Annotated in this window: 12 protein-coding genes; 9 read left to right on the plus strand and 3 right to left on the minus strand. The window is 68.8% G+C overall.

Annotated elements, in window-relative coordinates; genetic code table 11:
• Positions 1-17 precede the first annotated feature (17 nt).
• From pdxA to C516_RS0101155, 8 genes are all read left to right on the plus strand, one after another.
• Positions 18-974, plus strand: coding sequence for a 4-hydroxythreonine-4-phosphate dehydrogenase PdxA (gene pdxA, locus C516_RS0101120; protein ID WP_040409132.1), 957 nt, complete (start codon positions 18-20; stop codon positions 972-974).
• Positions 971-1,741 carry a 16S rRNA (adenine(1518)-N(6)/adenine(1519)-N(6))-dimethyltransferase RsmA gene (gene rsmA, locus C516_RS0101125; RefSeq protein ID WP_018716509.1) on the plus strand — a complete coding sequence of 257 codons (771 nt, stop codon included), beginning with the start codon at positions 971-973 and terminating at the stop codon, positions 1,739-1,741. The genes pdxA and rsmA overlap by 4 nt, the downstream gene beginning before the upstream one ends.
• 80 nt (positions 1,742-1,821) lie before the next feature.
• A complete protein-coding gene (locus C516_RS0101130; protein ID WP_018716510.1) occupies positions 1,822-2,253 on the plus strand; it encodes a universal stress protein in 432 nt (143 codons plus the stop codon).
• A 298-nt stretch (positions 2,254-2,551) separates the two neighbouring features.
• Entirely contained in the window at positions 2,552-3,673 is a 1,122-nt protein-coding gene (tal, locus tag C516_RS0101135) for a transaldolase (RefSeq protein ID WP_018716511.1), read from the plus strand.
• 101 nt (positions 3,674-3,774) lie between these two features.
• Positions 3,775-4,620: a symmetrical bis(5'-nucleosyl)-tetraphosphatase gene (locus C516_RS0101140; RefSeq protein ID WP_018716512.1), complete on the plus strand. Its 846-nt coding sequence runs from the start codon at positions 3,775-3,777 to the stop codon at positions 4,618-4,620.
• 389 nt (positions 4,621-5,009) lie between these two features.
• Positions 5,010-6,116 carry a TRAP transporter substrate-binding protein gene (locus C516_RS0101145; protein ID WP_018716513.1) on the plus strand — a complete coding sequence of 369 codons (1,107 nt, stop codon included), beginning with the start codon at positions 5,010-5,012 and terminating at the stop codon, positions 6,114-6,116.
• A gap of 61 nt (positions 6,117-6,177) precedes the next feature.
• A complete protein-coding gene (locus tag C516_RS0101150; protein ID WP_051088173.1) occupies positions 6,178-6,795 on the plus strand; it encodes a TRAP transporter small permease subunit in 618 nt (205 codons plus the stop codon).
• A 57-nt stretch (positions 6,796-6,852) separates the two neighbouring features.
• A complete protein-coding gene (locus C516_RS0101155) occupies positions 6,853-8,217 on the plus strand; it encodes a TRAP transporter large permease (RefSeq protein WP_018716515.1) in 1,365 nt (454 codons plus the stop codon).
• On the opposite strand, the gene ampD is transcribed toward C516_RS0101155, so the two are convergent.
• Positions 8,210-8,791: a 1,6-anhydro-N-acetylmuramyl-L-alanine amidase AmpD gene (ampD, locus tag C516_RS0101160; RefSeq protein ID WP_018716516.1), complete on the minus strand. Its 582-nt coding sequence runs from the start codon at positions 8,789-8,791 to the stop codon at positions 8,210-8,212. The two genes, C516_RS0101155 and ampD, sit on opposite strands and share 8 nt — an antisense overlap.
• Before the next feature lie 122 nt (positions 8,792-8,913).
• Between ampD and C516_RS18140 the strand changes: the two genes are divergently transcribed.
• Positions 8,914-10,932, plus strand: coding sequence for a thioredoxin domain-containing protein (locus C516_RS18140; RefSeq protein WP_018716517.1), 2,019 nt, complete (start codon positions 8,914-8,916; stop codon positions 10,930-10,932).
• A gap of 168 nt (positions 10,933-11,100) precedes the next feature.
• Here C516_RS18140 and C516_RS0101170 read toward each other — a convergent pair whose 3' ends face one another.
• Positions 11,101-12,039 carry a carbohydrate kinase family protein gene (locus C516_RS0101170; protein WP_018716518.1) on the minus strand — a complete coding sequence of 313 codons (939 nt, stop codon included), beginning with the start codon at positions 12,037-12,039 and terminating at the stop codon, positions 11,101-11,103.
• A gap of 95 nt (positions 12,040-12,134) precedes the next feature.
• Entirely contained in the window at positions 12,135-12,521 is a 387-nt protein-coding gene (gene gcvH / locus C516_RS0101175) for a glycine cleavage system protein GcvH (protein WP_018716519.1), read from the minus strand.
• Positions 12,522-12,580: the final 59 nt, after the last annotated feature.

The raw sequence follows: 12,580 nt of genomic DNA on the forward strand, positions 1-12,580 counted from the left end.
CCGCCCTGGCGGTCACCATGGGCGAGCCGGCGGGCATCGGTCCGGACCTGCTCGCCATGCTCGCGGCGAACCCGCCGGCCGACTGCCGCCCGGTACTGGTGGGCGATCCGGAGGTGATCGCCACACGGGCCCGGACTCTCGGACTGGATATCGAGCTCGTGCCCTACCGCCCGGACGCACCGGCCCCGGACCACGGACTGGAGATCGAGGCGGTCGCGATGCACAAGGCGGTGACCCCGGGACGGCTGGACCCCGGCAACGCCACCGCCGTGCTCGCCATGCTCGACGCCGCCCTGGGCGGCTGTCTTGACGGGCACTTCGCCGGCATGGTCACCGCCCCCGTGCACAAGGGTGTGATCAACGAGGCCGGCGTACCCTTCAGCGGCCACACGGAATACCTCGCCCACCACAGCGGCGGCGACCTGCCGGTGATGATGCTCGTCGCCGGCGGACTGCGCGTGGCGCTGGTCACCACCCACCTGCCCCTGCGCGAGGTCGCCGACGCGATCACCGCCGGGCGCCTGGAGCGGGTGACCCGCACGCTCGAGGACGAACTGCGCCGGCGCTTCGGCATCGCCGCACCCCGGATCCTTGTCGCCGGCGTCAATCCCCACGCCGGCGAGGGCGGCCACCTCGGAGGCGAGGAGATCGAGGTGGTCACACCCGTGCTCGAACGCCTGCGCGGCGAGGGCATGGCGCTCACCGGACCGCTGCCCGCCGATACCCTGTTCACCCCCGAGCACCTGGACCACGCCGACGCGGTGCTCGCCATGTATCACGACCAGGGGCTGCCGGTGCTCAAGTACGCGGGCTTCGGCGAAGCGGTGAACGTCACCCTGGGGCTGCCCGTGGTGCGCACCTCCGTCGATCACGGCACCGCCCTGGACCTCGCCGGCAGCGGCCGGGCGCGGGACGGCAGCCTCCGCGCCGCGATCGAGCTCGCCACCCGCCTCGCGACCGGGGGCGGCCGTTGAGCCACCGGCCCCGCAAGCGCTTCGGACAGAACTTCCTCCATGAGCGCGCCTACATCGAGCGCATGATCGCCGCCATCGCACCGGTGTCCGGCGAGGCCATCGTGGAGATCGGTCCCGGCCAGGGCGCGCTCACCCGGCCGCTGCTGGAGGCCGCCGGGGCACTCACGGTCATCGAGCTCGACCGCGACCTCATCGCCGGACTGGAGCGCCTCGACGCCGGCAGCAGCCGGCTGCGCATCATTCAGGGCGACGCCCTGCGAGTCGATCCGGCCTCGCTGGGCGAGGGGCCGATCCGCATCGTCGGCAACCTGCCCTACAACATCTCCACGCCGCTGCTCTTCCACCTCACCGCCGGTACCGCGCCCGTCTCCGACCTGCACCTCCTGCTCCAGCGCGAGGTCGTCGAACGCATGGCCGCGGCACCGGGGGGCGGCACCTACGGCCGGCTGTCGGTGATGATCCAGTACCGCTGCCGGGTGGAGCCGCTGTTCGATGTCCCGCCCGGGGCGTTCACGCCGGCCCCCCGGGTCACCTCGACCTTCGTGCGCCTGGTGCCTCATGCCGCCCCGCCGGTCGACGTGCCCGACGAGGAGCGCCTCGCCACCGTGGTTACCCGTGCGTTCGCGGCCCGGCGCAAGACCCTGCGCAATGCCCTGTCCGGGCTGCTCGAAACCGACGCCATCGCCGCGGCCGGGATCGACCCGCGGACACGCGCCGAAACGCTGAGCCTCGACGACTTCGCCGCGCTCGCACGCCGACTGGGCTGAAGCGGACACGGAGCGCTTCTCCACGGCGCGTGCGTGCATTACCCTGAGGCCATGCCTAATGCCGACGGGGAGGCCATGGCATGGAGGGGTATCAGCACATTCTGCTGGCCGCGGATTTCCAGGACGACAGCGCCTGTGTGGGCCTGCGCGCCCGGGACATGGCGGAGCGCTACGGCGCCCGGCTAAGCCTGCTGCACGTGGTGGAGAACATGCCGGTGGAGCCCGGCAACGAGCTCATGATCCCACCCACCGCGAACGTGGAGCAGGAACTGCTCGCCAATGCCGAACGCCGCCTGCGCGAGCTCGGGGAGAAACTGGGCGTCGCCGAGGACGATCGGGAGGTGCGGGTCGGACAGACCAAGCGCGAGATCATCGAACATGCGCAGGAATGCGGCGCGGACCTCATCGTGGTGGGCTCACACAGCCGCCACGGTCTCGCACTGCTGCTCGGCTCGACGGCGAACGCGCTACTCCACGGCGCGCCCTGCGACGTCCTCGCGGTGCGCCTCTAGCGGCAGCGCCCCGGGCGTGTTGCGCCTGCGGGCCTCAGAGGTAGGGGACGAACACCGAGGCCGCAAAGGCCACGGCGACGGCAATCGTCAGAGATGTCAGCAGATCGGGTTTTCGCATGATGGCTCGCTGTTTCCGGCGCCTGCGCCCCCGGCCGACGATACATGCCACCGGAAGCGAACGCGCTAGAGCGTAACACAACATGACCGCCCGCAACTTTGCGGAAACCCGGCAATATGCCGATTCCGCACCGCGGTCGGCCCCGGGGAGACGACGATCACGACCAACAGGGAAACCGGGATGAGCAACACCCCCCTGCACCACCTGCAACGCCTCGGCCAGAGCGTGTGGCTGGACACCATCCACCGCGGCCTCATCGACGACGGCGGCCTGCATGCCCACCTCGAACGTGACGCGGTCACCGGGGTGACCACCAATCCGACCATCTTCGACCAGGCGATCGCCGACGGCACACGCTACGACAGCGCGCTCCGCGCGGCGCTGGCGCGACATCCCGAGGCCCGGGCGGAAGACCTGTTCTTCGAGCTCGCGATCGCGGACGTGTGCGACGCGGCCGACATCCTCCTGCCCGTCTACGAGGCCACGGAAGGGCGGGACGGCTTCGTCAGCATGGAGGTTTCCCCGCTGCTCGCCGGCGACAGCGAGGCCAGCATCGAGCAGGCGTGCTGGCTGGTCGAGCGCATCGAGCGCGATAACCTCATGGTCAAGATCCCGGGCACTGAGGCCGGACTGGCGGCCATCGAGACCCTCACCGCGCGGGGCATCAACGTCAACACGACGCTGCTGTTCTCCCGCGAGCGCTACGCCCAGGTGCTCGAGCACTGGCTCCGCGGCCTGGAACACCGGCTCGACCGCGGCCTGGAGGTCACGGGCATCGATGCCGTGGCGAGCTTCTTCGTCAGCCGCGTGGACGCCGCGGTGGACCGGGAGCTTGAGGCCGCGGGCCCCGGTGCGCTGGAGGCCCTGGGCGGACGTGCCGCCATCGCCAATGCGGCAGCGGCCTACCGCCACTATCAGGAGATGCGCCACGGCGAGCGCTTCGCCCGGCTGGAAGAGGCAGGCGCTCACCCCCAGCGGCTGCTGTGGGCCTCCACGGGTACCAAAAACCCGGAATACAGCGATGTTCTCTATGTGGAGGGTCTCGCCGGCAGCGAGACCGTCACCACCCTGCCGCCGGCCACCCTCGAGGCGTTCCGGGACCACGGCCACGCCGCCGAGGGGCTGAGCGCGGCGATGGAAAGCGCGGATGCCGTGCTCGCCGGCCTCGCCGATCACGGCATCGTCCTGAACGCCATCACCGAGCGGCTGGAACACGAGGGCGTGGCGGCGTTCGAGCGCAGCTACGTCCACCTCCTCGAGACACTGGAGGACCGCCGCCGGGCACTCACCACGGCGACCTGACGCCCCGAATCGCGGGGTTTTCCTCGGCGTGCTGCTCTGCAACACTGCAGGGACGTGCCCGGGCCGGCACCCGAATCCATCGCCAGTGAGGAGGCCATCCGGTGGCCGTTTACGCAATCGGCGACATACAGGGCTGCTACGACGCGCTGCAACGGCTGCTCGAACGGATCCGCTTCGATCCGGCGGCGGACCGCCTGTGGTTCACCGGCGATCTGGTCAACCGCGGACCGCAGTCACTGCAGACCCTGCGCCTCGTGCGCGGGCTCGGTTCGTCTGCGGTGACGGTGCTCGGTAACCACGACATCCACCTCCTCGGTATCGCCGCCGGGTTCGCCCGCGCCAAACGCACGGACACGGTCACCGAAATCATCGAGGCCGAGGACGGCGAGGAGCTGCTCGAATGGCTGCGGCGCTGCCCGCTGCTGCACGAGTCGGCGGAATTCCCGGGCCGGGTGCTGGTGCATGCCGGCCTCTCCCCCGCCTGGAGCCTGGAGGAGGCCCGGGCGGCCGCCCGCGAGGTGGAGGCGGTGCTCGGCGGCGACGATCACCGGGCGTTCCTGCGCCATCTCTACGGCAACCGCCCCGACCGCTGGGACCCCGCCCTCGAGGGCTGGGAACGCCTGCGCTACATCACCAACGCCCTGACCCGGATGCGCTTCTGCAGCACCGATGGCCGGCTGCTGCTGGACTACAAGGGCTCGCCGGCACAGGCCCCGCGGGGATACTACCCCTGGTTCCGGGTTCCTCACCGGGCTCTCGACAAGGGCGGGCTGCAGGTGGTCTTCGGCCACTGGTCGACATTGGGACTGATCTCGGACGCCCGCGTGCTGTCGCTGGATACGGGCTGCCTGTGGGGTGGCTCCCTCACCGCGGCACGGCTCGACGACGGCGACGCGATAACCGCCGTCGCCTGCGAGGCCGCGCTGCAGCCCGGCCCCGGCCGCTGAGACCGCGACCGGCCGGGGGTTGCATCCGGGGGGGCATTCCTGCCTATACTCGCGCTGGGTGGTCAGACCAAAACAAGCATCCGCCAAGATGCCCTGACCCGTAACGAACCGGGGAGCGCGGCAGACGACACAAAGCCGCGCGGCCGTGGACCGGAGGGGAGCCATGACGACAACCACTGGCACGCCCATGCGCAGCGCGACCGTGGCAGGTCTCCCGTCCCTGTCTTCCCCGCCGTTCCCATCAATGTCCGGATACCCGGTATCCACCGGGCCGGCATATCCGCGGCACAACCGCGTGTATGCACCATAATCGGAGTGAAAAAACGACTCCAAAACCCTGCAAGGCGCCCCGGCGCAAGCAGTTCAGCGCACTTTACAGGAGGCAGAGTATGAAGTTCCCTTCCGGTATCACCCGTATCGCGGCGGCGGCTGTCGTCGGCGGTGCGATGACCCTCGGAGCGGTCGCGAACACGGCGCAGGCCCAGGACAGCGTGCGCTGGCGCATGCCGATTGCCTTCCCGTCGACCCTCCCGGGCCTGGCGTCGCCCGCACCCTGGGTCGCAAAACGGCTTAACGAAATCAGCGACGGCAGCATCCAGATCCGCGTCTCGGAGCCGGGCAAGATCGTGCCGCCCTTCGACATCCTCGACGCGGTCAGCGACGGCAAGGTCTCCGCGGGCTACACCTGGGTCGGCTACGACCAGGGCAAGGTCCCGGCCATTCCGCTGTTCGCGGCCGTCCCCTTCGGCATGAAGCCGTGGGCGTTCATGGGCTGGTACTACTTCGACGAGGGACACAACCTCGTCCAGGAGGTCTACGCGAACGCGGGCTACAACGTGCACGCCGAGCTGTGCGGCATTATCGGGCCAGAGACGGCGGGCTGGTACCGCGAGCCCATCGAGAGCCTGGATGACTACAAGGGCCTGAAGATCCGCTTCGCGGGCCTCGGCGGCCGGGTGCTCGAGAAGCTGGGCGCCTCGGTCACCATGATGCCCGGCGGCGAACTGTTCCAGGCCCTGGAGACCGGCACCATCGACGCGACCGAGTTCTCGCTGCCGATCATCGACCAGATCCTCGGCTTCAACAAGGTCGTGAAGTACAACCTCTTCCCGGGCTGGCACCAGCAGTTCACCGCCCAGTACATGCTGATCAACAAGGATGACTGGAACGCACTCGGCGAAAACCAGCGCTCGCAGATCGACACGGCCTGCATGGCCGCGACGACTTACGCGCTCTCGGAGTCCGAGGCCAAGAACGGCAAGGTGCTGATGGAGTTCCAGGACAAGGGCGTGCACACCGCGCAGATCCCGGAGCCGGTCCTCAAGGAGCTCCGCGCCACCACCCGCGAGGTCATGCAGGAAGAGGCCTCCAAGAACGAGGACTTCAAGCGGGTCTGGGAATCGCAGAAGGAGTTCATGAAGCAGTACAAGGTCTGGGGTGAGCGTGCCTACCTCAAGCCCGAGATGATGCTCGGGGGCGAGGAAGCCAACAACTAAGTTCCCGGCCTTTCAGGGTTTTTCGGGAAAACAGCTTGGTGTGATGGAGAGATTGGTGACCATGTCGAAAGACGATAGCAACGAGTCTGCACAGGGATTCCACATCCCCGAGGGGGAGCTGGACTTCCACCATCACACCGAGCTGCCCGACACCGCCGCTTCCCTCGCTCTCGATCGCACGATCGGGAGCGTGGGGAAGCTTATTTCCTGGCTGTGGCTGGCCGTCGTCGCCGTGATCCTGATCAGCGTTATCTCGCGCTACGTCTTCGGTCAGGGCTCGATCATGCTCGAGGAGCTGACCTGGCACATATACGGTATCGCCTGGCCAATCGGACTCGCCTACACCCTGGTCACCGACGACCATGTGCGCGTGGACGTCCTGCATGAGCGCATGGCACTGAAGACGCAGGCCTGGATCGAGGTCATCGGCCTGATCGTGCTGCTGCTGCCGTTTCTCGGGCTGGTCCTCTATTACAGCCTTCCCTACGCATACGACTCCTTCATCCGCGGCGAGACCTCTCAGGCGCCGTCGGGTCTTCCCTATCGCTTCCTGCTGAAGTCGATAATCCCGTTATCCATGGTGCTGCTGGCTGTCGCCGTGATCGCGAGAATCAGTCGGTGCACGGCGCTACTGTTCGGCTTCCCGAAGCCGCGACGTCAAACCACGTCCGTTCACTAGAGGGCCCCGGCGCCTTCCCCTGCCACCGAAATAACGGGCCGGAGCGAGAGAGTTACCGTGACGCTAGAAGCAATCCTCGTCATCGCGATGTTCGCCACTTTCGGGCTGATCCTGCTGACCGGTTTCCCGGTGGCCTGGGCGCTCGCCGGTACCGCCGTGATCTACGGCATCGCCGGCCACGTGCTGGTAGCAGATTTCGGCGCCAACCTCTGGTTCAACTGGGGCAGCTCGGTCGAGCTCTTTCCGGAGCGAATCTGGCCGCTGGTCTCCAGCCCGACCCTCGTGGCGCTGCCCATGTTCATCTTCATGGGGATCATGCTCGACCGCTCCGGTGTGGCCGAGCGCCTGATGAAGAACATGGTCACGCTCTTCGGTGTGGTACGCGGCGGCTACGCGGTGACGGTGATCATCATCGGCGTGCTGCTGGCCGCCACCACCGGCATCATCGGCGCGTCGGTGGTCCTGCTGGGCATGCTCTCGCTGCCGGTGATGCTCAAGACCGGCTACAACAAGTCCCTGGCGGTGGGCACCGCCTGCGCTACCGGCACCCTCGGCATCCTCATCCCGCCGAGCATCATGCTGGTGATCATGGCCGACCGGCTGGCGCGCCCGGAGACCTCCGTGGGCGATCTCTTCCTGGGCGCGGTATTCCCCGGCGTGCTGCTCGGCGGGCTGTACATCAGCTACGTCCTCATCCTGGCCTGGGTGCGTCCCAACGCCGCGCCGGTCCCTAAGGACGTCCCCAAGGTCACACCACGCGTGGTCGCCAACGCCCTGTGGGCCGCCGCCCCCACCGCCGGGCTGATCCTGGCAGTGCTCGGCTCCATCTTCATGGGCGTGGCGACCCCCACCGAGGCCTCCGGCGTCGGCGCCGCGGGCGCCATGCTTCTGGCCATCGCTAACCGGCGCATGAGCTTCGAGGTCCTGCGCGACAGTCTCTACCAGACCACGCGGACCTCATCGTTCATCTTCGCGATCTTCCTCGGCGCCACCGCCTTCTCGGTGGTGCTGCGCAACCTCGGCGGCGACCAGGTCATCGAGGAGGCCCTGCTCGGCCTGCCGTTCAACAACTACGGCATCCTGGCGACGATCCTGTTCGTCACCTTCCTGCTCGGCTTCTTCCTGGACTGGGTGGAGATCACGCTGATCATCCTGCCCCTGGTCGCGCCCGTGGTGGAGGGCATGGGGTTCAACCTGGCATGGTTCACGATCATGTTCGCGGTCTGCCTGCAGACCTCGTTCCTCACCCCGCCGGTAGGCTTCGCGCTGTTCTACATCAAGGGGGTCTGTCCGCCCGAGATCAACACGATCGACATCTACAAGGGCGTGCTCCCCTACATCCTGCTCCAGCTCACCGGCCTGGCGGCGGTGTTCTTCTGGCCGGGCCTCGTGACCTGGCTCCCCAGCGTCGCCTTCAACTAGCCGGCGAATCCGCGGCCGGCACGGGCACGCCGAGTGCCCGTGTCAGCCGCTCCCACTCGAAGTGCGGCCCCGGGTCGGTCTTGCGGCCCGGGGCCACGTGACAGTGCCCCACGATCCGCTCCCTGCGGATCCCGGGATAGTGGCCCATCAGCGTCTCCAGCAGCGGCAGCAGGCGGGTGTACTGCGCCTCGGTGTACGGCACCTCGTCCGTGCCCTCCAGCTCGATACCGATGGCGAAGTCGTTGCATTCCACCCGCCCGGCCAGCGCCGAGCGCCCCGCATGCCAGGCCCGGGCGTCCAGGCCGACGAACTGCACCAGCTCGCCGTCACGGCGGATGAGCAGGTGCGAGGAAACCCGCAGGTCGGCGACCTCCGCGAAAAACGGGTGCGCCGCCGGGTCGAGCCGGTTGGTGAACAGCCGCTCGATGGCGTCGCCGCCGAAATCCCCGGGCGGCAGGCTGATCCCGTGCAGCACAATGGCGTCGACCGCCGTCCCCACGGGGCGCTCGTTGTGGTTCGGTGACGGGCACCAGCGCGCCGAGGCCAGCCAGCCCGTGTCGTCAACCCAGTCCATTTGCCGGACTCTCCCGCATCGTCTGTCTGGCCCGAATGCTACCATTGCGGCTGCGCCGTCCGGGTGCCGGCCTCCACGGTCCGGGCGGCGGGGCACACGAGCAGGAGCGAGGCGTCACCACCATGGCCACCACCGGCAGCAACGAACTGGCCCGCGAGGCCAGCCTGTATCTGCGCCAGCACGCGGACAATCCGGTGCACTGGCACCCCTGGGGCGAGGCGGCGCTGGCGGAGGCCCGTGAGCGCGACTGTCCGATCCTGCTGTCCATCGGTTACTCCGCCTGTCACTGGTGCCACGTCATGGCCCACGAGTGCTTCGAGTCGCCGGAGATCGCCGCGGCGATGAACGAGGGCTTCGTGTGCATCAAGGTCGACCGCGAGGAACGCCCGGACCTCGACCGCATCTACCAGACGGCCCACCAGCTCCTGAACGGCCGCGGCGGCGGCTGGCCACTCACGGTGTTCCTCACGCCGGAGCAGGTCCCCTTCTTCGCGGGCACCTACTTCCCCCCGGACGCCCGGCACGGCCTGCCGGGCTTCGGCGACATCCTGGCCCGGGTCAGCCAGGCCTGGCAGGAGCAGCGCGACGCCATCGACGGCCAGAACACGCGTATGATCGAGGCGCTGAAGGCACTCCAGCAGCCCCCCGAGGGCGAGCGCTGCGCAGCGGACGAGGCCGCCGGCCGGGCCCGTGACAGCCTCGGCGAGGCCTTCGATCCGACCTTCGGCGGCTTCGGGGAGGCACCCAAGTTTCCGCAGCCCGCCGCCCTCGGTCATCTACTCGGCCACTACGCCCGGCGTGACGACCGCGACGCCCTCCACATGGTCTGCCAGACGCTGCAGCGCATGGGACTCGGCGGGATCTTCGACCAGGTCGGCGGCGGTTTCGCGCGCTACTCGGTCGACCGTTACTGGATGATCCCGCACTTCGAGAAGATGCTCTACGATAACGCCCTGCTGGTCGGCCTGTACGCCGACGCCTGGCGGATCACCGGCGACGGCCTGTTCGCCCGCGTGATCGGGGAGACCGTGGACTGGCTGATGCGCGAGATGCAGTGCGGGGACGGCGGCTTCGCCAGCGCCCTGGACGCGGACACGCCCGAGGGTGAGGGCGCCTACTATCTTTGGACGCCGGAGACGGTGCGCGAGGCGCTGCCCGCCGAGGACGCCACACTGACGATCCACCGTTTCGGGCTCAACGAGCGCGCGAACTTCCATGGCCGCTGGCACCTCCACGTCCATGCCACCTTCTCGGAGCTCGCGCCGGTCATGGGCGCCTCGCGCGAACAGATCGTGTCGCGATGGGCCCAGGCCCGGGAGCGGTTGCAGGCGGTGCGCGCCGGGCGCACCCCGCCGGCGCGGGACGACAAGCGCCTTACCGGCTGGAACGCGTTGACCGCCCGCGGCCTCGCCCACGCCGGCCGGCTCATGGGCCGCCAGGAATGGGTGGACACCGCCGCCGGCATCCTGGGCTTCATTGACGACAACCTCTGGGCCGACGGCCGGCTGCTCGCCCGCTACGCCGACGGCTCGGCCGCCCTGCCGGCCTACCTGGACGACCATGCCTACCTGCTCTGGGCCCTGCTCACCCAGCTCGAGGCACGCTGGGAACCGCGCTGGCTGGAGCGGGCACGGACGGTGGCCGATCTGCTGCTCGCCCGCTTCGAGGCACCGGGCGGCGGCTTTCACTTTACCGCGGACGATCACGAGCCGCTGATCCAGCGACCCTACGGCTTCAGCGATGACGCCCTGCCGTCTGGCACCGCCATTGCCGTGCACGGCCTGCAGCGCCTCGCCGACCTCACCGGCGAGGCCGCCTACCGCGACGCCGCCCGGCGCGGCGTCGATGCCGCAGCCGGGGCCGTTGCCCGGGCACCGGAGGCCCACTGCACCATGATCGATGCCATGCTCGCCTGGGAGCACGGTGAGGAGACCGTGCTCATCCGTGCCGACGGCACGGACGCGGCGGAGTGGCGCCACGCCGGCGACACCGCGTACACCCCGGGCCGCCAGGTCTTCGTGCTGCCCACGGACGACGCCACCGGCCTCGGTCCGGCCGCCGGCGCCCGTGTCTGCACCGGCACCCACTGCCTGCCCGAGGCGGGCACACCGGAGGCGCTGGCCGACCTGCTGCGGGGCTGACCGGGAGGCGGAAGCTCAGGATCGGCAACGGCGAATCACCGCGGACTGGCCACGAGCGCGACGGGGATTTCCGGGGCGAGGGAAGGGAAAGCCGCCGGGCAGCGCGATGCCGCGCTCCCGGCCATGGTGACCGCCGCCCGAGGTCACGGGGACGACGGTGGACGCGGTTCAGACCGGCATGGCCTCGCCGAAGGCTGCCTCGTAGTGCCGGCGGAACTCATCCAGATCGAAGTAATGATTCTGGGTGCCGTGCTTGGCGATCTTGATCGACCCCATCAGCGAGGCGATGCGACCGGTGACCTCCCAGTCCAGGCCGCGGCCGAGGCCGAAGAGAAGCCCGGCGCGATAGGCATCGCCGCAACCGGTCGGGTCCAGCACCTGCTCCGGCTCCACCGCCGGAATCTGGATCTGCTTGCCGCCGGTAAAGATCCACGAGCCCTCGCCGCCGCGGGTGACCACCAGCGCCTCGACGCGCTCGGCGATGCCGTCCAGGTCGAGTCCGGTGCGCTCCTGCATCAGCTGGGACTCGTAGTCGTTGACCGCCACCCAGGTGGCCTGGTCGATAAAGCGCAGCAGCGCCTCGCCGTCGAACATCGGCAGGCCCTGGCCCGGATCGAAGATGAACGGGATCCCCGCCGCCTTGAACTGCTCGGCGTGCTGGACCATCGCGTCCGGACCGTTCGGTGCGACGATGCCGACCGGGTTGTCATAGCCCGCCGGCACGCTCACCCGGTGGGCCTCACCCATCGCCCCCGGATGGAACGCGGTGATCTGGTTGTCGTCCATGTCCGTGGTGATGTAGGCCTGCGCCGTGTAGTGGTCGTCCAGCGCGATGATGTGATCGCGCGGGATATCCCAGCGCTCCAGCCAGTCAGTGTAGACACCGAAATCCGCACCTACGCTCGCCAGCGGCACACCGCGCTCGCCGAGCAGGCGCAGATTGTAGGCGATGTTGCCGGCGCAGCCGCCGTATTCGCGGCGCATCTCCGGGACCACGAAGGCCACGTTCAGGATGTGGACCTGGTCGGGCAGGATATGATTGGCGAAGCGGTCCTTGAACACCATGATGGTGTCGAAGGCCATGGATCCGCTGATCAGCGCGGTCATTCACTACTCCCTCTGTCGCCGATAAGAAGCCAACACGGGACCACAGATCACCCGGAGTAGCAAGTGCGGCCCCGTCCCGGTCACACCGGGGAAGCTCACTCCTCGGCGGCGAACTCGGTGTAGGCCGCGGCGTCCAGCAGCGCGTCCACGGCGCCCTCGTCGGCGGGACGCATGCGGAACAGCCAGCCCTCGCCGTAGGGGTCCTGATTGATGAGCTCCGGCTCGTCGGCGAGGCGCTCGTTGGCCTCGGTGATCTCGCCGGCGAGCGGTGAATAGATATCGGAGGCGGCCTTGACCGACTCCACCACCGCCACCGTCGCCTCGCTGTCGACACCGCCCGGCTCGGGCAGCTCCACGAACACCAGGTCGCCGAGGGACTCCTGGGCGTGATCGGTGATGCCCACGGTCACGGTGCCGTCATCCTCAGTGCGCACCCACTCGTGACTGCGGGTGTACTTCAGTTCGGTGGGGATGTTGCTCATCGTCGCTGCTCTCCCTGAATCCTGAAAATCTCCGCGAGACTATACCCACCCCGGGCGCC

This window comes from Arhodomonas aquaeolei DSM 8974, assembly GCF_000374645.1.
GTDB lineage: Bacteria > Pseudomonadota > Gammaproteobacteria > Nitrococcales > Nitrococcaceae > Arhodomonas > Arhodomonas aquaeolei.

Bases quoted from the DNA above. Each gene is read 5' to 3' on its own strand.
- pdxA (WP_040409132.1), top strand. From the start codon at position 18: ATGGGCGAGCCGGCGGGCATCGGTCCGGACCTGCTCGCCATGCTCGCG.
- C516_RS0101130 (WP_018716510.1), top strand. From the start codon at position 1,822: ATGGAGGGGTATCAGCACATTCTGCTGGCCGCGGATTTCCAGGACGAC.
- tal (WP_018716511.1), top strand. From the start codon at position 2,552: ATGAGCAACACCCCCCTGCACCACCTGCAACGCCTCGGCCAGAGCGTG.
- C516_RS0101145 (WP_018716513.1), top strand. From the start codon at position 5,010: ATGAAGTTCCCTTCCGGTATCACCCGTATCGCGGCGGCGGCTGTCGTC.
- C516_RS0101150 (WP_051088173.1), top strand. From the start codon at position 6,178: ATGTCGAAAGACGATAGCAACGAGTCTGCACAGGGATTCCACATCCCC.
- ampD (WP_018716516.1), bottom strand. From the start codon at position 8,791: ATGGACTGGGTTGACGACACGGGCTGGCTGGCCTCGGCGCGCTGGTGC.
- C516_RS18140 (WP_018716517.1), top strand. From the start codon at position 8,914: ATGGCCACCACCGGCAGCAACGAACTGGCCCGCGAGGCCAGCCTGTAT.
- C516_RS0101170 (WP_018716518.1), bottom strand. From the start codon at position 12,039: ATGACCGCGCTGATCAGCGGATCCATGGCCTTCGACACCATCATGGTG.
- gcvH (WP_018716519.1), bottom strand. From the start codon at position 12,521: ATGAGCAACATCCCCACCGAACTGAAGTACACCCGCAGTCACGAGTGG.